This is a genomic window from Hamadaea flava, assembly GCF_024172085.1.
GTDB classification, from domain to species: domain Bacteria; phylum Actinomycetota; class Actinomycetes; order Mycobacteriales; family Micromonosporaceae; genus Hamadaea; species Hamadaea flava.
This window is the reverse complement of the sequence record NZ_JAMZDZ010000001.1, coordinates 7,272,471-7,294,379: the sequence shown is the minus strand read 5'-3', so window position 1 is coordinate 7,294,379 and position 21,909 is coordinate 7,272,471. Positions and strand designations below refer to the sequence as shown.

The window sequence follows — 21,909 nt, the reverse complement described above, 5'->3', positions numbered from 1 at the left end:
TACGCATGTGATCCTTGGCGGTGGTGGCCTGGATATCCGTGATCTGGTGGAAACGCGTGACCCGTTGGGCGTCCGCGGAGGCCCTGGCGCTCGTCGCCGGGGTCTTCGCGGTGCTGGCCCTGGCCGGACTGTTCGTCGAAGTGCTGGACGCGGTCGGCGACGCCGACGACCTGACCGTCATCGACCGCCCGACCGTGGCCTGGCTGGCCGCCCACCGTACGCCCACGCTGACCACCGTGGAGATCGCGATCACCACCCTGGGCGACGCGAAGGTGCTCGTCCCACTGGTGTCGCTGGCCGCGATCGCGGTGGCGTGGCGACTGCGGTCCTGGTATCCGATCGTGCTGACGCTGGTCGGGCTCGGTGGCGTACACCTGCTCACGAACCTGATCAAAGTGCTGGTCGCCCGGCCCCGGCCCAGCCCGCCCGACCAGGCCGTCACCGTCGTCGGCTACTCCTTCCCGTCCGGGCACACCACCGGGTCGCTGGTCGGCTTCTGCCTGCTCGCCTGGCTGCTCTGCCTGCTGACCAAACGTGTCTCGGTCCGCGTCGCCGCCTGGGCCGTGGCGATCATCGCCGCCGTCCTCGTCGGGCTGTCCCGGGTGTACCTCGGCGTGCACTATCCGAGCGACGTCATCGGCGGCTGGCTGCTCGCCCTGGCCTGGCTCGGCGCGGTCGCCGTCGGCGCTCGGATCTGGCGCGATCGCTGAACGGCCGACCGGCCGACGGCGGGGTGATCACATCGCGGCGAAAAGCGTACGGTGTCGTCGCATGAGCATCCGGGTCTTTCGCAATGCCGCCATGCACACCGGCGACGACCGGCCGGCCGCCCAGGCGATCGCGGTCGAGGACGGGCTGATCCTGGCGGTCGGCTCCGAAGCCGACGTACGCGCCGCCGCCGGTCCCGCCGCGGAACTGGTCGACCTGGACGGGGCGGCGGTGATCCCCGGCCTCAACGACGCGCACATCCACACCGCCCAGTACGCCCACGGTCTCACCACGGTCGACCTGGCCGGGACGCGGTCGCTCGCCGAGGCCCTGGCGAAGATCGCCGAGCGCGCGGCCGGGCTGCGCCCGGGTGAGTGGCTGCTGGGCGGACGCTGGAACAGCAACGTGTGGGACCCGCCCGGGCAGCCCGACCGGTACGCACTGGACTCGGTGTGCCCGGACAACCCGGTGGCACTGCCGACCGTCGACGGCCACACGTGCTGGGCGAACTCGGCCGCGCTGCGGCTGGCCGGGATCGACGCGTCGACCCCGGACCCGATCGGCGGGCACATCGTCAAGGACGCCTCCGGTGAACCGACCGGGATCCTCCGCGAAACCGCCATGCATCCACTGAACCCGTTCATGGCGGCCACCGACCTCGGCCGGCTCCTGCGTATCGGCCAACAGAACCTGCTCGCGCTCGGCCTCACCAGCGTCCACGACATCGACGGCGAGGACTGCCATCAGGCGTACCTGGAGTTGAAGGCGGCCGGGGACCTGAAGCTGCGGGTTCACAAGGCGACCCGGCTGCCGCACTTCGACAAAGCGCTCGCCGAAGGACGCCGGACCGGCCAAGGCGACGACTGGTACCGCATCGGCCCGCTGAAGGTCTTCAGCGACGGCGCGCTCGGCTCGCACACCTGTCACACGAGCCGGCCGATGACCGGCGGCGACCAGGGCATCGCCGTCCAGCCTTACGACGAGCTGGTGCGACTGTTCCGCACGGCGGCCGAGGCGGGCATCGCGGTGGCCACCCACGCCATCGGCGACCAGGCGAACCATCTCGTGCTGGACGCGTACGAGCAGATCGGGCCGACGCCGGGGCTGCGCCACCGGATCGAGCACGCGCAGCACCTGCAGCCGGGCGACGTGGCGCGCATGGCGCGGCTCGGCGTGATGGCGTCGATGCAGCCGGTCCACTGCACCAGCGACATGGACCTGGTGGACTCGCTGCTGTCCGGGCATGACCTCGCCTCGTACGCCTGGCGCGGCCTGCTCGACGCGGGCGCGGTCCTCGCCTTCGGCTCGGACGCCCCGGTCGAGGACCCGAACCCGTTCGCCGCTCTGTACGCGGCGGTGACCCGGACCCGGCCCGACGGGAGCCCGATCGGCGGCTGGCAGCCCGAGCAGCGCATCACCATGGCCGAGGCGATTCGGGCGCACACCTACGGCGCGGCGTACGCGGCCGGCGAGGAGGACCGCAAGGGGCGGCTCGCGCCCGGGCAGCTGGCCGACTTCATCGCCGTCGACGTCGACCCCTACGCCGACTCGCCGGCCGCCGTCCTCCGTACGCAGGTGCTGTCGACCGTCGTCGGCGGCGAGGTGAAGTACCAGCGCGGGGCGTGAGCAGGGCCGCTGATCTGTGCGGATGTGGGAATGTACGCTCGCCGCGCCCATGTCCGATGGCAGCATCGGCCCTATGACAGAACCGGACTTTGCGGGCAAAGTTGCAGTCGTGACCGGTGGCGGTTCCGGCATCGGCGAGGCCTGTGCGGTGCTGCTCGCCCAGCGCGGCGCCAAGGTGCTGGTGGCCGACCGCGACCTGCCGGCGGCCACCAAGGTGGCGGAGGGCATCGGCGCGGCCGCCCTCGCCCATCAGGCCGACGTGAGCGATCTGTCGTCGTGTGAGGCGATGGTCGCCAAGGCGGTCGAGGCGTTCGGCCGGCTCGACGTCGCCGTCAACAACGCGGGCATCGGCGGCCCGCAGGCGCTGACCGGCGAGTATCCAGCCGACGGCTGGGCCGCCGTGATCGGCGTCAACCTGACCGGCGTCTTCTATTGCATGAGATCCGAGATCCCGGCGATGCTCACGGCCGGCGGCGGCTCGATCGTCAACGTCGCCTCCATTCTCGGCTCGGTCGGCTTCGCCCAGTCCGTGGCGTACGTGTCGGCCAAGCACGGCGTCGTCGGCATGTCGAAGGCCACCGCCCTGGAGTACGCCGAGCGGGGCATCCGGGTCAACAGCGTGGGACCGGGCTTCATCCAGACCCCGCTGCTGACCGACGAGATCGCGATGGCCGTCGCCGGGCTCCACCCGATCAAGCGTCTGGGCACCTCGGAGGAGGTCGCCGAGGTCGTCGCGTTCCTGGCCTCCGACCGGGCGTCGAACACCACCGGGTCCTACTACCTGACCGACGGCGGTTACACCGCCCAGTAGCCGTCTCGCTCAGGAGCCGTCTCGCTCAGGAGCCGTCTCGCTCAGGAGCCGTCTCGCTCAGGAGCCGTCTCGCTCAGGAGCCGTCTCACTCAGGAGCCGTCAGCTCAGGAGCCGTCAGCTCAGGAGCCGGCGGCGGAATCGGTGCCGGCCGGCTCTTTCCGAGCCGGTCGGCGCGTCAGCACTTGAGGCCCGGCCGGCGTGACCGCGACGGTGTGCTCGGAATGCGCCGTACGCGAGCCGTCGGCGGAGCGGATCGTCCAGCCGTCCTTGTCATACTTGATCTTGTCGGTGGTGCGGCAGAACCAGGGTTCGATGGCGATGGTGAGACCGGGGTCGAGCCGCATGCCGCGGCGGGCGCGGCCGATGTTGGGCACGTGCGGGGCCTCGTGCATCGTGCGGCCGATGCCGTGCCCGCCGAACTCGGCGTTGACCTCGTAACCGTAGGAGTGCCCGACGTCGGCGATCGCGGCCGAGATGTCGCCGAGGCGGCCGCCGGGCTGGGCGGCGGCGATCCCGGCCGCCAGCGCGACCTCGGTGGCCTCGATCAGCTTCAGATCAGCCGGATCAGGTACGCCGACGATCACGGAGACCGCGGAGTCGGCGACCCAGCCGTCGATGCCGACGGCCATGTCGATGCTGAGCAGGTCGCCGTCACGCAGCACGTAGTCGTGTGGCAGGCCGTGCAGCACCGCGTCGTTGACCGACAGGCACAGCACGTTGCGGAACGGTCCCCGCCCGAACGACGGCGAATAGTCCCAGTAGCAGGACACCGCGCCGCGCTCGGAGATCCGGCGGCGGGCATGGTGTTCGATGTCCATCAGGTTCATGCCCACTGCGGCGATCTCGCTCAGCTCGGCGAGCAACTCGCCGACGAACTGACCGGCCACCGCCATGCGGCCGATCTCCTCGGCGGACTTGAACTCGATCACGACTGCCTCCCTCTACCGGTACGGTATTTTTATACCACGCAAGGTCGGCGCGCTCCGAAAGGGATATCCTGCTGCCATGGTTCGCCACCCACTGACCGCCGAACAGATCGCCGCGGGCCAGCGCCTCGGAGTCTGCCTCCGCGCCGCGCGGGCCGACCGCAGCCTGGTCGAGGTGGCGCTGGCGGCCGGCATCTCCCCCGAGACGCTGCGCAAGATCGAGGCGGGCCGCCTGCCCGCCCCGGCCTTCGGCACCGTGGTCTGCCTCAGCCAGGCCCTCGACCTCCCGCTCAGCGAACTGGCCGCCGTCTGGCTGGCCGACATGCCCGTCCGCCAGGCGTCCTAGCCCAGTCGGCTGGGGCCGACAAGCCGCGAGACGGCGAGTTTGCGATCATCACACGCCGGGTAGCCGCAGGCCGTGGTACGCCGCTGGCTGTTCTCGCACAGCCTGTCGATCGTCATGCTGGGCGCGTTCGCCGTCTTCGTGACCGGGCAGGCCATCGCGGGCTGGCACGTACGCAACGAGGAACTCGTCCAGGCCGGCGTCGCCGCCGACTCCTTCCGGAGCTATCTGGGTTCGGGGCACTTCGGCGAAGCCTTGCTGGAGAACTGGGAGTCGGAGTTCCTGCAGATGGGCGCCTATGTCTTGCTGACGGCGTACCTGGTCCAGCGGGGGTCGCCGGAGTCCAAGTCGCTCGACGGCAAGGACCGTCCCGGCGACGACCCGGCCAACGCCACGGAGGACTCGCCGAGCTGGTCCCACCGGCGCGGCTGGCGGCATCTGGTGTACCGCAACAGCCTCGCCCTCGTGCTGCTCGCATTCTTCGTGCTGAGCTTCGTCGGGCATCTGATCGCCGGCACGGCCGCGTACAACGAGGAGCAGAAGCTCCAGACCGGCGCCCCGGCGATCGGCGTATGGCAGTTCGCGCGGACGGCCGACTTCTGGTTCCAGTCGATGCAGAACTGGCAGAGCGAGTTCTTCTCCGTCGGCGCACTGGTTCTGCTGTCGATCGTGCTCCGTCAACACGGCTCTCCGCAGTCCAAACCCGTCACCGCCGCGCACGATCAAACCGGCGACGAGCCCGAGTAGACCGGCGAGGAGTAGGTCTGCCAGACCCGGGTACCCGAGTCGCACCCCGAGACGAGGAAGGAATCCAGCATGAACGGACAGAAGGTTCATGAGGTGATGACCCGGGAGCCGGTGACCATCGGCATGCGCGAGACGCTGATCGGCGCGGCGACGATGATGCGCGACTACGACATCGGCGACGTCATCGTGACCGACGGCGAACGGGCGATCGGCATCGTGACCGATCGGGACATCATCGTCCGCGCGATCGCCGAGGGCCGGGACCTGACCACGACGGTCGGCGAGATCTGCAGCCAGGAGCTGGTGACGGTCAAACCCGACGACAGCGCCCAGCGCGTCGTGGAACTGATGCGCGGCCGGAAGGTCCGCCGGGTGCCGGTGACCGAGGGCGGCCGGCTCGTGGGCGTCGTCTCGCTCGGCGACATGGCGCTCGAACGGGATCCGCACTCCGCCTTGGCCGACATCAGCTCGGCCATGCCGAACCACTGACGGCTGTGACGCAGCCCACGACACAACGGTGACAGAGGGCTGTCGCGATCACCACGGAAGGTGTGGTCATGACAGCCTTCACGCTTCCACTCACCGGCGTTGACGACCTCGCCGAGACCCGCGCGGTCAACGACCAGACCGAGAAGATGCTCGACCAGCTCGTCCCACTGCCCGTCGAGAACGATCCGATCGCGGCCCGCGATTTTCGCCGCCACGGTGGCGGCGGCTTTCCGCCACTCACCCTGCTGCCCGACGGGCGTCCGGCCACTATGGACGGCGTACCGGTGCGGGTGTTCAAGCCGCCCACGGTTCGCGGCGTGTTCTTGCATCTGCACGGCGGCGGCACGGTGATCGGCTCAGCCGACGGCCAGGACGTCCGGCTTTGGCAGCTCGCACAGTCCGCGCAGGTCGCAGTGGTCAGCGTCGACTATCGGCTCGCACCCGAACATCCCCACCCGGCCGCCGCGGACGACTGCGAACGCGTCGCCCGCTGGCTGGTCACCCATGCCCGCGACGAGTTCGGCACCGACCGGCTCACGATCGGCGGCGAGTCCACGGGGGCCCGGCTTTCCGTCGTCACACTTGTACGCCTGAAGCAGCGACACGCGATCACCGGTGCTTTCCGGGGCGCCATGCTCTCGTTCGGCGGCTACGACCTGTCGATGACGCCGAGCGCCCGCCGGTTCGGCGACCGTAATCTGCTGATCAATACACCGACGCTGCACTGGTTCCACGAGAAGTCCTTCCCTGGCCTCGACCCCGAGCAGCTGCGCGCCCCGGACATCTCCCCGCTCTACGCCGACCTGACCGATCTGCCACCGGCCCGGTTCAGCGTCGGCACCAACGATCCGGTCCTCGACGACACCTTGTTCATGGCCGCCCGCTGGGCCGCGGCTGGAAACCGCACGGAGCTGGAGGTGATCGCGGAGGCCTGGCACGGCTTCACCCTCCAGCCCACGACGGTCGCCCGGCGGGAACTGGCCGCTCAGGACGAGTTCGTCCGCACCGCAGTACAGTCGATCAAGTGAATCGCACGGAACGGCTGTACGCGCTCGTCGACGAGCTGCGTGCGGCCGCTCCACGCGCCCGCACCGTGCCCTGGCTGGCGAACCGGTTCGAGGTCTCGCACCGCACGATCCAGCGCGACCTGCAGTCCCTGATGCAAGCCGGTCTGCCCGTACGCGCCCAGGCCGGTCGAGCCGGCGACTGGTGGATCGACCCGTCCGCGACGCTGCCCCCGATCAACCTCACCCCTGAGGAGGCGGTGGCGATCGCCGTCGCCCTGGCCGGGGCTGAGGAGACCACCCCGTTCGTCGCCGCCGGAGCGGACGCGATGCGCAAACTTGCCGCCGCCCTCACCGCGCCGGCGGCGTCCCGCGTACGCGAACTGACCAGCCGGGTCATCGTCCTGCCGAGCCGTACGCCCGCCGACGTGGTCAGCGCAGTCGAAACCGCCGTGGCCAACCGCACCTTGCTGCGCCTGACCTACGTCGACAGCACCGGAGCAGAAACCGACCGCGAGGTCGAGCCGCACAGCCTGCTCGCCGCCGCCGGACACTGGTACCTGATCGGCTGGTGCCGTACGCGTGACGGCGGCCGGGGGTTCCGGCTCGACCGCATCCGAGCAGCCGAGCCCACCACAGAACGAACTCCGCTCCGTGAGCTTGGCCGTCTCGACGGGCGGCTCGGCACCGAGGCCCGCCGAGCCCGGAGTCTGCTGTCCTTCTTGGAAAGCTAGTGTCCGTGCAGCGTATTTCGCACAGGTCTTCGTAGCGGATCGACGAAGGCCGGCGGGGTGAATTCAGGGAATCCGTCTGGTCTCATGCGGACTTCCCAATGCCCGTGGTGGATCTCACGATGGTGGAACGCGCAGAGCAGGACGGAGTTGGCGAGGCAGGTGTCGCCGCCGTCTGCCCATGATCTGATGTGGTGGCCGTGGCACCACTGGGGTGGCCGGTCGCAGCCGGGGAACGCGCATCCCTTGTCCCGCAGCACGAGTGCGCGACGGAGCGGGCCGTCGATCAGCCGTCGGGCGCGGCCGACGTCGAGGACTTGGCCGTCGCCGCCGAGCACGGCGGGGATGATCATCGCGTCGCACGCGAGCCGTCGCACGGTCTCTGGTGTGAGCAGGTCGCCGGTGTCGAGCAAGCCTGCGCCGACCTTGGCTTGGAGGGCGTCCCAGGGCAGCGTGATCGTCAGGTGTGGTTTCTCGCCGCCGTTATCGGGCAGCTCGCCGGCGTTCATGATCCGCTGGCACACCTCGACCAGCGCATCGGCGCGGCGGGCTCCGGCCGAGCGCAGATCCGGCTCACCGGGCAGCACCCGAGCCGCAATGCGGCCGCCGTCTGATGCATCAGCACCACCTCCCGCGCCCGCGCCGCCCGCATCCGCACACGCGCCCGCGCAGCCCGCGCCCGCGCAGCCCGCGCCCGCGCAGCCCGCCATGGTGAAGCCGCCGGTTGCGTTCGCGCCCGCGCTGCCTGGCGCGTTGAAGCCACCTGCTGCGTCCGGAGCATCATCGAGCCCAACTGCGGCGGTTGGTGCGGGCCTGCGCGGCCCGGACAGCGGATCCAACGCGGTCCGCACGATCGCCGCCATTTCGGAATCGAGGACACCACGCACCCGGTATTCGCCCTCCCCATAGGGAATGAGGGTGAAGTCACGCCGGTCGTAGGCCGAGCGTTCGGCACGTTCCAGGTCTTTGCGGAGGCGTTCTTCGGCGATCTCCGGCGCAACCAACTCGAGGATCTGTGACCGATGGTTCTCCAAGGTCTCCGGGCGCAGCCGATCCTCGACGGCGAGCTTGGTCAGCGCCTGGTCGGCTTTCGCCTTGCCCACCTCGCCCACCGCGGATGGCAGGTCGTGCACGGTCTTGGCAATCACCCGCGCCTGCTCGACATTGACCCGCCCATCAGCGAGCGCCTCCTCGACGACGGGCGTCTCGGGCAGGAGCTTGGCCAGTTTGGTCCATGCGACGGCATCGCGATGGCGGATGGCCAGCAGAAAGGTCAGCCAGTTCGCCGTGCCGGTCGCACCCGCGGTGTACGGGATCTCGCGGCCGTCCGCCGCGCCGATCAACGTCAGCAGCCGGCCCGACAACCGCTGGATCGCCGCATGAACCCGGCGGACCTCGTCGGTGATCTCGGCGTCCGAAAGCGTCCACAGGGGACCGGCGACCAGCTCGGCGACATCCGCCTCGACCTGCGCCAACAGCCCGCCCATGGGATCAACGTTAGAACGAAGGTACGACACCTTCCAGGGGGTCAAGGTCACGAAAATGTGCCACGATCCACGACCGACGATGGGCTATTCGGCGCGTACGTCCAGTCCGAGGCGGGCCGCGACGACGCAGGCCTGATCCACGTCGATGATCGCCCCGGCGAGCTGGACGGTCAGCGGATCGAGCGCGGTCAGGTCACTCCCCCGCAGGTCGCTGCCGATCATGCTCGACTTGGCCAGCCACGCGCCGGACAGGTCCACCCGGCGGAAGCTGCCACCGTCCAGCCGCGCCCCGGTCAGGTCCGCCTCCCGCATCCGCACGCCCGCGAACTTCGTCCGCCGCAGGTCGGCGCCGGGCAGCCCGACGAACGACCAGTCGCCCCCGGTCACCGTCATCAGGTCGTACGCGCACCCGTCGAACATGCTCCCGACCAGCTTGCAGCCGGTGAAGCCGGCGTCGAAGAACCCGCACTGCGTGAACGTGCAGTTGATGAACGCGGCGTCGGTGTGGACCGAGGCGTTGAACTTCACGCCGCGAAACGTGCACTCGGTGAACGTCACGTTCTGCCCGACGGCCTCGGTCAGATCGACCTCGATGAACGCCACCCGCGTATGGGTCTGGCCGGTGAGGTCCTCGCCGTACCAGTCGAGCCCGCGCAGCGTCGACTCGGTGGGTGGTGGCGCGTGCCCATGCTTCCGATCAGCCATGCCGCGGATCCTGTCACGCCCGGCCGCTCCCCCATGACCAGCCCTGCTTTGGATTCCGGTGGATGTCCGGCGCGACCGATATGCTCGGGCTCATGACGATTCGGCGAATGGACAACGTCGGCATCGTGGTGACCGATCTCGACTCGGCCATCGCGTTCTACACCGAGCTGGGCCTGGAGTTGGAAGGCCGCGCGCAGATCGAAGGGGTCTGGGCGGCGAACGTCGTCGGACTCGACGGGATGCGCAGCGAGATCGCGATGATGCGTACGCCCGACGGCCATGGGCGGCTGGAACTGGCGCGGTATCACTCGCCGGACGCGATCGTCACCGAGCCGGCGATCCTGCCGCCGAACACGGTCGGCCTGCATCGCGTGATGTTCGCGGTCGACGACATCGAGGACACCGTCGCCCGGCTGCGTAAGCACGGCGGCGAACTCGTCGGCGAGATCTCCCGGTTCGAGGACTCCTACCTGCTGTGCTACCTGCGCGGGCCGGAGGGCACCATCATCGGCCTGGCCGAGCAGCTCAGCTGACGGTCATCGCCGGCTGGGAGATTCTTGTCCGCTCACACCGCGGACCTGGAGGCTAAGGCCGGGGTCGCGCGGGTGGTGTTCGCGTCCGCCACCATGGCCGAGTGCAACGACACGATGCAGAGCCCGAACCCGTAGCAGCCCGTCCTATGTGGTCTGACGGGCGCGGAACTTCGCGACCTTGGCCCGGTTGCCGCAGCGGCTCATGTCGCACCACCGCCGGGTTCCGCGGGCGGAGTTGTCGAGGAACATCCGGGTGCAGGCGGGCCCTTCGCATTCGTGCAGCTGAGCCGCCGACGGGCCGGTGACGAGGGCGATCGCCGCTCGGGCGACCAGTGACAGGGACTGCTGCACGCTGCCGGTGCGGATCAGCGCGCCGGTGTCGTCGATGCGGACGAGCGGGGGCGTGACCTCGGCCGCCTGGTTGACGATGGCCCGGTCGGCCGGGTCGAACACGGCCAGGCCGTCAGCCGTGACAGCGCGGTCCGAGGCGTTGGCGGCGGTGTCGTCGGCCACAGTCCGATGGCTGGAGTACGCCGTCATCGCGGCGTACGCGAGGCGATATGTGGCTTCCCGCAGTTCCCTGGCGTCGGCGAGATCTTGATCGTCCACGGCGGCCGAGGGGTCGGCGATGCCGACGGCGGTGAGCCACCGATGCAGGTCGGCCGGGGTGTGGAGGAACTCCACGGGGGTGCCGCCGTACCGCCGGCCGAGCGTGCCGGTCAGGTCGAGGGCGAGGTCTCCGCCGAAGAAGTTGAACTCCACGACGCCATGGTAGCCAGCTTCGTAACCACCTTGACTGGTTTCATCGCACCGCCCATCATGTAACCCTACAAACCGGTTACACGATGAGGGTTGTTTCACCATGACCGTGCGTGTGGGTGTCAACGGTTTCGGCCGCATCGGCCGCGCCCTGCTCCGGGCCCAACTGCGCCGCCGGGAGGACGTCGAGATCGTCGCCGTCAACGACCTGACCGATGCGCGGACGCTCGCGCACCTGCTGAAGTACGACTCGACCGCCGGCACCTTGCCCACTGTCGTCACCGGCGGCGACGACACGATCGAAGTGGACGGCACGAAGATCGCCGTGCTGGCCGAACGGGATCCCGCCCGGCTGCCCTGGCAGGAGCTGGGGGTGGACCTCGTCGTCGAGTCGACCGGCCGGTTCACCGACGCGCACCAGGCTCGCGCGCACCTCGACGCGGGCGCGAAGCGGGTGCTGATCTCCGCACCCGCCAAGAACGAGGATCTGACTCTCGCGATCGGCATCAACGACGATCTGTACGATCCCGAGCGCCACACGATCGTCTCGAACGCGTCCTGCACCACGAACTGTCTCGCCCCGATGGCGAAGATCCTCGACGACTCCTTCGGCATCGAACGCGGCGCCATGACCACCATTCACGCGTACACGCAGGATCAGAATCTGCAGGACGGACCGCATCGCGACCCGCGGCGAGCGCGCGCGGCGGCGCTGAACCTGATCCCGACCACGACGGGCGCCGCGAAGGCGATCGGCCTGGTCCTGCCGCGACTGAGCGGCAAGCTGGACGGTTACTCGATCCGCGTGCCGGTGCCCGTCGGCTCGCTCACCGATCTGACCGCCGAACTCGGCCGCGAGACGACGCCGGACGAGATCAACGCCGCGTTCCGGGCGGCCGCCGACGGCCCGCTCCGCGGCATCCTGGAGTACACCGAGGAGCCGATCGTCTCCAGCGACATCGTCGGCAGCCCGGCCTCGTGCGTCTTCGACGCCAGCCTCACCAAGGTCGTCGGCGGCACCCAGGCCAAGATCTACGGCTGGTACGACAACGAGACCGGCTTCGCCAACCGACTCCTGGACACCGCGCTGCGGATGGCCGCCTGACAGCGGCTACACGGCGGCGGGCGCCATCAGCTCGTCGCCGTGGTCCAGCGCCCACTGCCCGAGGGTCGCGAGCGGTCCATGTACCAGCGACTCGCCCACGGCGGTGAGGGCATATTCGACCTTGCGCACGGTCGACTCACTGGTACGCGTCACCAGCCCGCGCGCGGCCAGCCGCCGCAACGATTCGGTGAGCGCCTTGTCGCTGACATCGCCGATCGCGGTGATCAGCGCGCTGCGACGCTGCGGGCCGATCCGCAGCGCGACGAGCACGACCGGATCCCAGCTGTGCGACAGCAGATCGGTGACGAGCCGGATCCGGCAGTCGGAGACGAAGTCGTAGCAGTCGTCGCGCCCCATGCCTCGATCCTGCCAGGCTGGTTCCCACCGATCGGTAGGAACCGGCTGCCTAGCGTCGACGACATGAAGATCTCCATCCTGGGAACGGGAAACATGGCGGCAGCGGTGGCACAGGCCTGGATCGGCGCTGGGCATACCGTCACGATCGCGGGACGCTCGGCGGACAAGGCCGCTGAGCTGGCCGGGCGGCTCGGGGCGTACGCCGCGGCGCCGAGTGACGCGGCGGCGGGAGCGGACGCGGTCGTCGTCGCCGTGTCGTGGGACGGCGTACCGGACATGATCGAGCTGGCGGGCGGCTCGCGCGGCGCATTGCGGGGCGTGCCGGTGCTCGACTGCACGAACCCCGTCGACTTCGGCACCGGCGCGCATCGGCTGGCGACCGGTTCGGCGGCGGAGACGATCGCCGCGCAGGCGACCGGGGCATCCGTCGTCAAAGCCCTGCACCTGTACGCCGGCCAGATGTGGCTGACCTCGCAGGAGCGGCCCCGGGTCGTCGCGATGTGCGGCGACGACGAAGCCGCGCTGGACGTCGTCGGGCGGCTGGTCACCGACCTCGGTGGGACGCCGGTCGCGGTCGGCGGGCTGGACCATGCCCGGCAGCTGGAGGAGGCCGCCGGATTCGTGGTGAGCCTCTACGGCAAGGGCGTCGACCCCAGCACCGCCATCCCCAGCGTCGGCTGACCACGTTCGGCTGACCAGACGCGGTCCCGCCTGACGACGGCGGGACCGCGTATACGTTGGTGTCAGTAGAGGAACGAACCGTAGGGGCCAGCGAGGATCTTGTTCTTCTGGTCCTGGCTGAAGTGGGTGTTCGGGTAGCTGTAGAAGGACGCGGACATCGGGGTGCCGTCGGTGGACGACGAGTCCGGCAGCCCGAAGGCATGGCCGAGTTCGTGGACCATGCCGCCGTACCAACGGTTCATCGACTCCCCGCTGACCCCGGCCGCGCCGTCGGCGTCGTGGCCGCTGAGCACCACCCAGCCGGGGCTGGCCCCGCCGCCCGCGCCGTCGCCCTCGGCGCTGATCTCGCCGACGCACAGCCACCGGCTGTCGGGGTTGTTCAGGCTGAACTTGCGCGCGAGTTCGTTCTGCATGTTGGTGACCGACCACCAGTACTTGTCGCCGCCGTTGGGGGTGTTCTCGTACCAGCTGCGCACGTGGTCCCCGGTGACGACTTCGACGACGACGGTGTTGAGCCGGAACGTCTTGCCGAGTTCCTGCTGGTAGTACCGCTGGGCCTCGCGCATGACGGCCGCGATCCCGTCGGGGTAACGCTGGTCGTAAGTCACGTCGGAGGGCCGGAGCCAGAACACGCGCACGGTTCCGGTCGGCGGCGGCCCGCTGGTGGTGGTCGGGGTGGGGCTGGTCGGGCTGGGGCTGCTGCCGCCGCCCGGGTAGCCGGCCAGCCGCCAGGCACGCGAGGTCGCGGTGCTGCACGCCGACTGCACCAGGCCGGTGTTGGACGCCGACGATCCGCCGGTCGGGACGACGCACTTGCCCGAGTGCACGGCTTTGAGGGTGAACGTCTTGTCCAGGCCGCTGACGATGATCGGCACGAGCTGGAACTTCTGGTTCGCGCCGGTGCCACAGCTCCATTGGATGATCGTGGCGTTGTCCGCGGTGGACACGCCGTAGACGTCGACGCACTTGCCAGACGCCGCGGTGCCGATCGTGTACTGGTCGGCGGTGCCGCTGACCGGGGTGAAGGTGAACGTCTGGTTCGTGCCGTTGTTGCAGCTCCACTGGATGAGCTGGGTGCCGTTGGCCGTCGAGCCGTTGGGCACGTCCATGCAGTTGCCGCCGTTGGCGTTGGCGGCGGTCGAGGTGAACGCGGCGGCGGCGTACGCGGTCGGCACGGGGCCGAGGATCGCGACGGCGACCCCGGCCGCACCGGCGGCGACGCTGGCCAGAGCGGCGATGAGCGGTTTGACCGAAGATTCGAGCATGGCGGCTCCCGGGTGAAGGGATGCGGAACCGAGAAGTCGGACCTCGGCATCACCCGGATGGGACCGCGATGTCCCGTAGCCAAGACGGACCAGTCGCCCACCCTAGAACAACTGATCGCTTTCGGTCAATGCAATGGGCTCGCCGGCTCCCATCGGATTCGACCGAGAGGAGCCGGCGATCGTGCGGATCAGCTGGTCCAGATCTGGACCGTGGAGCACTGCCCGGCGGGCCAGCCGGTGTTGGCGGTGAAGTTCAGCCGCCAGTAGCGCCGGCTGGTGGCGGTGAACGTGATGGTCACGGTGTTGTTGCTCGCCGGGTCGAACGCGTACGCCGCCGACGCCTTCACCGTGGTGAACGTGGAGCCGTCGGTGCTGCCCAGGACCGACAGGGTCTGCGTACGCGCACCCCAGGTCGCGGGCAGTTGCAGGACGATGCGCCCGGCGCTCTGGGCCGAGCCGAGGTCGACCTGAACCCATTGCGGGAAGGCGTTGTTGGCGCTCTCCCAGTAGGTGTTCTGGTTGCCGTCGGTCACGTTCGACGCCGGGTAGACGTCGCTGTGGCTGGATTCGCTGGTCGGCTTGCCGGTCGCCAGTTCGGTGCTGCCACCTGCTCCGGTTCCGGTCAGCGAGACCGTCGTCGGACTGTTGCTCGCGTTGCTGGTGACGGTGAGCGTGCCGGTACGCGTACCGGACGCGGTCGGCCGGAAGCTGACGTTGACGGTGCAGGACGCGCCGACCGCCAGCGACGTGCAGTTGTTGGTCTGGCTGTAGTCGCCGGTGGTGGCCACGCCGGACACGGTCGCCGGGGCGGTGCCGGTGTTGGTGACCGTGACGGCCTGCGCCGTGCTGGTCGTGTCGAGCGCCTGGCTGGCGAAGGTGAGCGAGCCCGGGGCGGCGCTGAGCACCGGCGAGCTGCTGCCGCCGCCGCTCGGGTAGACCTCGAACTCCGAGACTTGCCCGGCGGGCCAGCCGCTGTTGGCGGTGACGTTCACCCGGACGTAGCGGGCATTGGTCGCCGGGACGGTGATGCTGACGACGTTGGCCGGTGAGGTGAAGGTGTAGGTGGCCGACGCTACGGCGGTCGTGAACGTGGAGCCGTTGGTGCTGGTCTGGACGGACAAGGTCTGCGTACGCGTGCCCCAGGCGCTGCTGGGCGGCAGCTTCAGCGTGACCTTGCCGACGGAGTAGGTGCTGCCGAGGTCGACTTGCAGCCATTGCGGGAACGCGTTGTTGGCGCTCTCCCAGTAGGTGGTGGCGTCTCCGTCGACCGCCAGCGCCGGGGTCAGCGACCCGTTGGCCTGGCTGCCGGCGGTGGCCGCCTTCTGCAGGGCGAGGTTGGTGGTCGTGCCGATGCCGGATCCGCTCAACGCGACGGTGGCCGGGTTGTTGTTGGCGTTGCTGGACAACGTCACCGTCCCGGTACGCGTACCGGCGGCAGTCGGGGTGAACCCGACGGTCACCGTGCACGAGGCGTTGACGGCCAGCGTCGCGCAGGTGTTGGTCTGGCTGTAGTCGCCGGAGGCGGTGACGCCGGAGACGGTCGCCGTAGTGGTGCCGGTGTTGGTGACGGTGACCGTCTGGGTGGCGGCCGGGCTGCCGACGATGGTTCCGGCGAAGGTCAGCGAGGTCGGGTTGAGGCCGAGAATCGGCCCAGGCGCGACCCCGGTGCCCGACAGGGGAACGGTGTTGGCGACACCCGCCGCGGTGATCGACAACGTCCCGGTACGCGTACCGGATGCGGTGGGCGTGAACACGACGCTGACGGTGCAGGAGCCGCCGGCGGCGATCGAGGAGCCGCAGGTGTTGGTCTGGCTGAAGTCGCCGGCGGTCGTGATCGCGCTGACCGGGGCGGCTGCCGTCCCGCTGTTGGTGACGGTCACCGTCTGCGGGGCGCTGGACGAGCCGGTCGCCACCGAGCCGTAGCCGAGCGCGGTCGGGCTGACGGAGATCTGCGACCCGTTGTCCGGCAGGTACGGCGGGAACGCCGGGGTGGTGATGTTCTGGCAGGCGGAGGAGCCGAAGATGCCGGAGTTGCCGCCGCCGTCGGTGAGGGTGAACCCGACTCCGCAGTTGTAGACGGCCGCCGGAGCCTGGGTGCCGGTGGCGGTGCTGTTCGTGATCGTGGCCGAGCCGCCGACCTGTTCCTGCACGACCCAGGTGCCGGTGTTCTGGATGGTCGCGTTGTTGATCTTCACGTTGGTGATGCTCGATCCGGAGACGAACTGGATCGCCTCGAACGGGCTCTGCTGGATCAGGATGTTGTCCACGTTGGTCAACCCGGACATCGCCGCGTCGCGGGCGTCGAACCACAACGCGCCGACGCCGAAGTTCCAGTTCGGGTCGAGGCTGCCGGACCGGATGATCGTGTTGCGCAACACGTCGGTACGGCCGAGCGGGGTCGAGGCGAACCGTTGCGCGACGTGGATGCCGCCGCCCTGGGCCAGGCCGGCGTCGATGACCCGGTTGTCGGTGACGAAGTTGTCGTGCCCGCCGTAGATGGCGATGCCGTTGGCCAGGATCGGGTACTGCACGGTGTTGTGGTCGAACGAGTCGTTGGCGTCGGCGTTGGTGTCCGACCAGGTCGCCAGACCGTCGTCCCCGAGGTTGCGCAGGTCGCTGTTGGTGACCTTGGAGTTGGTGACGCCGTTGTGGAAGTTGACGCCGTCGGCGGTCACGTTGCGGATGCGCATGCCGGACAGGACCAGGTTGGTCATCGGCCCGTCCATCCACGCGCCGACCTTGAGGTGCTCGATCCACAGCCGGTCCGCGGTCGAATTGCTCAGTGCGCCGCCGATGCCGTTGACCTGGTCGCCGTCGTTGCGCTCCTGGACGTTGCCGAAGATCGCGAAGTCCGCGAGGTGGACGCCGCTGCCGCCGTTGGGCGCCCAGCCGCCGTAGAAGCCGGGCGCGTTGCCGACGATCGTCGAGCGCCACATGCCGGCGCCCTTGACTGTGACGTTGTTCAGAATCAAGTGACTGCACGACATACCGCAGCCACTGGTGCTTCCCGGAATTCGGAAGGTGCCTTCGGGAATCCACACGGTGCCGCCGGCGCCGGCCGCCGAGATCGCCGCGTTGAAGGCGGCGGTCGAATCGTTGACGCCGGTCGGGTCGGCGCCGTGGCTGGTCACCGAGACGGACCCGGACGGCTGGGCCAGCGCGGCGGCGACGTTCTCGAAGTCGGCGAAGTCGATCGTGTACGAACCGGCGGTGTCCTCCGAGTCGACCTGCAGGCGGAACTTGGTGCCGGCGGGGTAGGTCGTGGTGAACAGGCGGTGCGCCTCGTCGTAGAAGTGATGCGGGTTGCTACCAGGAGTGTTGGTGAACGGGTATCCGCCGTAGTACCAGCTGTACGCGTTGGTCAGGGTGAAGTTGGTCTGCTTGGTCCCGTTGACGTACAGCGACAGCTGGGTGGTGTAGGCCGACCCGTTGCCGGTGTCGGGGATGCTGTACCGGAACACGATCGAGTTCGTCGTGACCGGCGTCGTGAACTCGACGTACTTGCCGGTGCCTTGCAGCGTCACGGCTTTGCGAGAGGACGCCTCGGCGGGCAGCGTGCCGTAGGCCGTGCTCGGGCCGATCACGGACCCGTTGGTGGTGGCGTTCTCCGCCTGGACCTCGACATAGGGCAGCGTCGCGCCGACCCCGCCGGTGGCGGCGGCCGCCGCAGGTTCGGCGGACAGCGCGACGAGGCAGGCGGCGACGAGCGCCCCTGCGGAGAGAACCGCGACTCTGCGGTTGCGCGTACGAAGGGATGGGGACATCTCGCGGCTCCTTTGGGTGGGAGGCCAAGGGATCGGCGACGCGGGCAGGCGTGTCGGGAGAAAGGTAGCCTTGTCGATACATCAACGCAAGATATCGATAATTCTCTGCCAGATTGCTATGCTGAGTCGCAAGAGAGCCGCACGGGCGCGGGCCACTGGACGGGCCGACGCTCCGGACGGTACTTTTCACCTGCCGTGACACTGCCCGAGGAGGTGAGACCCATGAACGACGTTTCGATGTGGGTGCTCCCCCTTCGTGCCACGGCCGGGCGATTGAGGTAGGTGTCGCCGGGAGCGCCGCGCCGACAAGGCACTCCCGAAAGGCAACACCCATGCCCTCTCAGAATCCCCAGTTCGACGTGATCATCGCCGGCTGCGGGCCGACCGGCGCGATGCTGGCCGCCGAACTACGGCTGCACGATGTGCGGGTACTCGTCCTGGAACAGGACATCGAACCCGTCTCGTACGTCCGCATCGTCGGCCTGCACGTGCGCAGCCTTGAGCTGATGGCGATGCGCGGCCTGCTGGACCGCCTCCTCGAACACGGGCGGCGGCGCCCGGCCGCCGGCTTCTTCGCCGCCATCGACAAGCCCGCGCCCACCCTGGACTCCGCGCACGCGTACCTGCTGGGCATCCCGCAGCCGGTCGTCGTGCGCCTGCTCGAAGAGCACGCGATCGGCCTCGGCGCGCAGATTCGGCGCGGTTGCGCACTGACCGGCTTCGAGCAGGACGACGATGGCGTGACCGTGGAGGTGGCCGACGGGCAGCAGCTGCGTACGCGTTATCTCGTCGGCTGTGACGGCGGGCGCAGCACGGTCCGCAAACTGCTCGGCGTCGGCTTCCCCGGCGAGCCCGCCCGAACCGAGACGCTGATGGGCGAGATGGAGGTCGGCGTACCGCCGGAGGAGATCGCCGCCAAGACAGCCGACATCCGCCGGACCGACAAGCGGTTCAGCATCCAGGCCTTCGGCGAAGGCATCCATCGCATCGTGATCCCCGCCGCGACCGTCAGCGACCGCGCTGAACCGCCCACGCTGGAAGACTTCCGGCGACAGTTGCGCACCCTCGCCGGAACCGACTTCGGCGTGCACTCGCCGCGCTGGTTGTCCCGCTTCGGCGACGCCACGCGGCTGGCCGAACGGTATCGCGTCGGACGCGTGCTGCTGGCCGGCGACGCGGCGCACATCCATCCGCCCACCGGCGGGCAGGGCCTCAACCTGGGCGTACAGGATGCTGTGAACCTCGGCTGGAAGCTGGCCGCGCAGGTTCACGGCTGGGCGCCGGACCAGCTGCTGGACACCTATCAGGGCGAACGGCAGCCGGTCGCCGCGGACGTGCTCGACAACACCCGCGCCCAGATGGAGCTGCACTCCGCCGAACCGGGCGCGCGGGCAGTCCGGCGGCTGCTCACCGACCTGATGGATTTCGACGAGGTGAACCGCTACCTGATCGAGAAGATCACCGCGATCGACATCCGCTACGACTTCGGCGAGGGCCTCGACCTGGTCGGCCGCCGCCTGCGCGACGTCGGCGTACGCCAGGGCCGCCTCTACGACCTGCTGCGTCACGGCCGTGGCCTGCTCCTGGACCGCACCGGACGGCTGACCGCCCGCGGTTGGTCGGACCGCGTCGATCACCTCGCGGACCCCACTGCGGAACTGGACGTTCCGGGCCTCCTGCTCCGCCCCGACGGCCACGTCGCCTGGGTCGGCGACGATCAGCGGGAGCTCGACGATCGCCTCGCCCGGTGGTTCGGGCGGCCCACCGGCTGAGGCTCGGCTGGTGCGGCGGCTACCACGGTCGTGGTACGCGGGGGTACCACGCCTGGTAGACGCCGGTGGGCGTACCAGCCGGGTAAAGTGATCTTCATGGACGAACCGGGCACTCGCCCGCGGCCTTGGTGGCGCGTGCCCCCGATCGTGCTCGACGCGGCCCTCGCCGCCACGGTCGCTGCGACCACCCTCGTGATGGTGGTTTACGGACGGCCCGGCTCGACCGAGGGCCGCGCGCTGACCTGGCTGGACTGGCTCGGCGCGCTGGTCGCCTTCGGTCTGGTCCTGGTACGCCGCCGCTGGCCGTTGCCGGTGCTGGTGCTGTCGACGGCGGCGGCCGTCGTGACGGTCGCGACGGCGAAGGACCCGGCGGCGTTCGTGGCGACCACGGTCGTCGCCGCCTACACCGTGGGTACGCACACCAACCGGCGCACGGCCTGGCTGGCGGGCGGAATCTCCGCCGTCGTCGTGTACGCCACCATCGGCACGTTCACCGACCAAGGCTGGCTGGGGCCGTCGCTGGGCGTGGCGGCCTGGATCGGCATGGCCACCGCGGTCGGCGACGCGACCCGCAGCCGCCGGGCGTATGTCGCGGCGGTCGAGGAACGGGCGCGCCGGGCCGAGCAGAACCGCGACGAGGAGGCCCGCCGCCGAGTGGCCGAGGAACGGGTACGCATCGCGCGGGATCTGCACGACGTCGTCGCCCATCACATCGCGGTCGTCAACGTGCACGCCGGGCTGGCCGAGCACAGCGTGCGCACCCGGCCCGAGCAGGCCGAGACCTCGCTGCGCCACGTACGCCAGGCAGCGCAGACCGTGCTCGATGAGCTGGCCACGATCCTGGCGGTGTTGCGCCAGAACGGCGACGCCACCGCGCCCACCGAACCCGTACGCGGCCTGGCCCAGCTCGACGAGCTGCTGGCCTCGGTAGCGGCGGCAGGGTTGCGGGTCGAGCATCGGCAGCTCGGCTCGGTGCGGCCGCTGCCCGCCGCGGTCGACCAGGCGGCGTACCGGATCGTGCAGGAGGCGCTCACCAACGCCCACAAGCACGGCAGCGGGCAGGTCGCCACGCTGTGCGTGGAGTATCGGCAGGACGCGGTCGTGATCGACGTCGCCAATCCAGCCGTCGCCAATCCAGCCGCCGCCAATCCAGCCGTCGCCGATCCGACGTCAGCCGATACGACCTCAGCCGATACGACCTCAGCCGATGCAGCGATAGACGATGTGGGGCACGGGCTGACCGGGATGCGCGAACGCGCCGTCGCCGTCGGCGGTTCCTTCAGCGCCGGACCGATCGGCACCGGCCGGTTCCAGGTGCACGCCGTGCTGCCCAGCCCGGCCCGACCTGGGGAGGTGCCGTGACCATTCGCGTACTGCTCGCCGACGATCAGGCGCTGATCCGCACCGGGCTGCGGGGCATCATCGAAACCGCGCCGGACCTGGAGGTCGTCGGGGAAGCCGACACCGGCCGCGACGCCGTCCGGCTGGCCCGGTCGGCGCGCGCCGACGTCGTGCTGATGGACATCCGCATGCCCGACCTCGACGGGCTGCAGGCCACCCGGCTCATCACCGCCGACGACGACCTCGCGGGCGTACGCGTGCTCATTCTGACCACGTTCGAGCTGGACGAGTACGTGCTGCTGGCGTTGCGCGCCGGGGCCAGCGGCTTCCTCGGCAAGGGCGCCACCCCGGCCGAGCTGATCGAGGGCATCCGCACCGTCGCCGACGGTGACGCGCTGTTGTCGGCCAGAGCCACGCAGACGCTCATCGCCCGGTTCCTCACGAGCGCCGACCCGGGGCCGCAGCCGAACGCCGCCGTGCTGGACGTGCTGACCGACCGCGAACGCGAAGTCCTCGCGCTGGTGGCGCTGGGGCTGTCGAACGAGGAGATCGCCACCCGGCTGTTCCTGGCGCCGTCGACCGCCAAGACACACGTCAACCGCGCGATGACGAAACTCGGCGTACGCGACCGGGCTCAGCTGGTGGTCATCGCATACCAGACCGGGCTGGTGCGGCCCGGCGACACCGGCTGAAATCACCGCAGTCACCGTGTCAGCGGCCGTGTCAGAGCCGTGACAGGGGGGTGACAGCGCCGG

The 21,909-nt window shown here is 69.8% G+C and carries 21 protein-coding genes; 14 read left to right on the top strand and 7 right to left on the bottom strand.

From position 1 onward, the window contains the following. Positions 1 to 56: 56 nt before the first annotated feature. The 3 genes from HDA40_RS34240 to HDA40_RS34230 all read left to right on the top strand — a co-directional run bounded on the left by HDA40_RS34240 (position 57) and on the right by HDA40_RS34230 (position 3,145). Positions 57 to 710, top strand: coding sequence for a phosphatase PAP2 family protein (locus HDA40_RS34240; protein ID WP_253761929.1), 654 nt, complete (start codon positions 57 to 59; stop codon positions 708 to 710). A gap of 61 nt (positions 711 to 771) precedes the next feature. Beyond that, positions 772 to 2,334, top strand: coding sequence for an amidohydrolase (locus HDA40_RS34235; protein WP_253761928.1), 1,563 nt, complete (start codon positions 772 to 774; stop codon positions 2,332 to 2,334). Positions 2,335 to 2,407: 73 nt separating this feature from the next. After that, positions 2,408 to 3,145 (top strand): SDR family NAD(P)-dependent oxidoreductase, encoded by a 738-nt coding sequence (locus HDA40_RS34230; protein ID WP_253761927.1) that lies wholly within the window; start codon positions 2,408 to 2,410, stop codon positions 3,143 to 3,145. Positions 3,146 to 3,264: 119 nt separating this feature from the next. Here the strand turns inward: HDA40_RS34230 and map are convergent, their stop codons facing one another. Further along, on the bottom strand, positions 3,265 to 4,074 hold the full coding sequence (map, locus tag HDA40_RS34225) for a type I methionyl aminopeptidase (RefSeq protein WP_253761926.1): 810 nt from the start codon (positions 4,072 to 4,074) through the stop codon (positions 3,265 to 3,267). A gap of 76 nt (positions 4,075 to 4,150) precedes the next feature. Between map and HDA40_RS34220 the strand changes: the two genes are divergently transcribed. The 5 genes from HDA40_RS34220 (at position 4,151) to HDA40_RS34200 (ending at position 7,388) form a co-directional block, all read left to right on the top strand. Further along, positions 4,151 to 4,417, top strand: a complete 267-nt coding sequence (locus HDA40_RS34220; RefSeq protein WP_253761925.1) for a helix-turn-helix domain-containing protein — start codon at positions 4,151 to 4,153, stop codon at positions 4,415 to 4,417. 72 nt (positions 4,418 to 4,489) lie between these two features. Then, the gene (locus HDA40_RS34215; RefSeq protein WP_253761924.1) at positions 4,490 to 5,161 is read left to right on the top strand and encodes a DUF6766 family protein; all 672 of its coding nucleotides are present in this window, start codon (positions 4,490 to 4,492) and stop codon (positions 5,159 to 5,161) included. A 69-nt stretch (positions 5,162 to 5,230) separates the two neighbouring features. Next, positions 5,231 to 5,650 carry a CBS domain-containing protein gene (locus tag HDA40_RS34210; RefSeq protein ID WP_253761923.1) on the top strand — a complete coding sequence of 140 codons (420 nt, stop codon included), beginning with the start codon at positions 5,231 to 5,233 and terminating at the stop codon, positions 5,648 to 5,650. A gap of 68 nt (positions 5,651 to 5,718) precedes the next feature. Further along, entirely contained in the window at positions 5,719 to 6,678 is a 960-nt protein-coding gene (locus HDA40_RS34205) for an alpha/beta hydrolase (RefSeq protein WP_253761922.1), read from the top strand. Next, positions 6,675 to 7,388 (top strand): helix-turn-helix transcriptional regulator, encoded by a 714-nt coding sequence (locus tag HDA40_RS34200; RefSeq protein ID WP_253761921.1) that lies wholly within the window; start codon positions 6,675 to 6,677, stop codon positions 7,386 to 7,388. The genes HDA40_RS34205 and HDA40_RS34200 overlap by 4 nt, the downstream gene beginning before the upstream one ends. Here the strand turns inward: HDA40_RS34200 and HDA40_RS34195 are convergent. Together HDA40_RS34195 and HDA40_RS34190 are read right to left on the bottom strand one after the other, a co-directional pair. Continuing rightward, a complete protein-coding gene (locus HDA40_RS34195; RefSeq protein WP_253761920.1) occupies positions 7,385 to 8,917 on the bottom strand; it encodes an HNH endonuclease signature motif containing protein in 1,533 nt (510 codons plus the stop codon). The genes HDA40_RS34200 and HDA40_RS34195 overlap by 4 nt on opposite strands. Before the next feature lie 39 nt (positions 8,918 to 8,956). Next, positions 8,957 to 9,577, bottom strand: a complete 621-nt coding sequence (locus tag HDA40_RS34190; protein WP_253761919.1) for a pentapeptide repeat-containing protein — start codon at positions 9,575 to 9,577, stop codon at positions 8,957 to 8,959. Between the two features lie 92 nt (positions 9,578 to 9,669). Between HDA40_RS34190 and HDA40_RS34185 the strand changes: the two genes are divergently transcribed. Continuing rightward, the gene (locus tag HDA40_RS34185; RefSeq protein WP_253761918.1) at positions 9,670 to 10,110 is read left to right on the top strand and encodes a VOC family protein; all 441 of its coding nucleotides are present in this window, start codon (positions 9,670 to 9,672) and stop codon (positions 10,108 to 10,110) included. Between the two features lie 144 nt (positions 10,111 to 10,254). Here HDA40_RS34185 and HDA40_RS34180 read toward each other — a convergent pair whose 3' ends face one another. Then, on the bottom strand, positions 10,255 to 10,872 hold the full coding sequence (locus HDA40_RS34180) for a CGNR zinc finger domain-containing protein (protein WP_253761917.1): 618 nt from the start codon (positions 10,870 to 10,872) through the stop codon (positions 10,255 to 10,257). 100 nt (positions 10,873 to 10,972) lie between these two features. Between HDA40_RS34180 and gap the strand changes: the two genes are divergently transcribed. After that, positions 10,973 to 11,974 carry a type I glyceraldehyde-3-phosphate dehydrogenase gene (gene gap / locus HDA40_RS34175; protein WP_253761916.1) on the top strand — a complete coding sequence of 334 codons (1,002 nt, stop codon included), beginning with the start codon at positions 10,973 to 10,975 and terminating at the stop codon, positions 11,972 to 11,974. Between the two features lie 6 nt (positions 11,975 to 11,980). Here the strand turns inward: gap and HDA40_RS34170 are convergent, their stop codons facing one another. After that, positions 11,981 to 12,331, bottom strand: a complete 351-nt coding sequence (locus tag HDA40_RS34170; RefSeq protein ID WP_253761915.1) for a winged helix-turn-helix transcriptional regulator — start codon at positions 12,329 to 12,331, stop codon at positions 11,981 to 11,983. Here HDA40_RS34170 and HDA40_RS34165 point away from each other — a divergent pair. Further along, positions 12,260 to 13,012 carry an NADPH-dependent F420 reductase gene (locus HDA40_RS34165; RefSeq protein ID WP_308197798.1) on the top strand — a complete coding sequence of 251 codons (753 nt, stop codon included), beginning with the start codon at positions 12,260 to 12,262 and terminating at the stop codon, positions 13,010 to 13,012. The two genes, HDA40_RS34170 and HDA40_RS34165, sit on opposite strands and share 72 nt — an antisense overlap. 62 nt (positions 13,013 to 13,074) lie before the next feature. Here HDA40_RS34165 and HDA40_RS34160 read toward each other — a convergent pair whose 3' ends face one another. Further along, entirely contained in the window at positions 13,075 to 14,277 is a 1,203-nt protein-coding gene (locus HDA40_RS34160; RefSeq protein WP_253761913.1) for an RICIN domain-containing protein, read from the bottom strand. 188 nt (positions 14,278 to 14,465) lie between these two features. Further along, a complete protein-coding gene (locus tag HDA40_RS34155; RefSeq protein WP_253761912.1) occupies positions 14,466 to 18,041 on the bottom strand; it encodes a choice-of-anchor D domain-containing protein in 3,576 nt (1,191 codons plus the stop codon). A gap of 332 nt (positions 18,042 to 18,373) precedes the next feature. On the opposite strand from HDA40_RS34155, the gene rox reads away from it, so the two are divergent. The 3 genes from rox (at position 18,374) to HDA40_RS34140 (ending at position 21,846) form a co-directional block, all read left to right on the top strand. After that, complete coding sequence (gene rox / locus HDA40_RS34150) at positions 18,374 to 19,813, top strand: rifampin monooxygenase (protein ID WP_253761911.1); 1,440 nt, start codon at positions 18,374 to 18,376, stop codon at positions 19,811 to 19,813. Positions 19,814 to 19,909: 96 nt separating this feature from the next. Further along, positions 19,910 to 21,175: a sensor histidine kinase gene (locus HDA40_RS34145; RefSeq protein ID WP_253761910.1), complete on the top strand. Its 1,266-nt coding sequence runs from the start codon at positions 19,910 to 19,912 to the stop codon at positions 21,173 to 21,175. Beyond that, the gene (locus HDA40_RS34140) at positions 21,172 to 21,846 is read left to right on the top strand and encodes a response regulator transcription factor (RefSeq protein ID WP_253761909.1); all 675 of its coding nucleotides are present in this window, start codon (positions 21,172 to 21,174) and stop codon (positions 21,844 to 21,846) included. The genes HDA40_RS34145 and HDA40_RS34140 overlap by 4 nt, the downstream gene beginning before the upstream one ends. Positions 21,847 to 21,909: the final 63 nt, after the last annotated feature.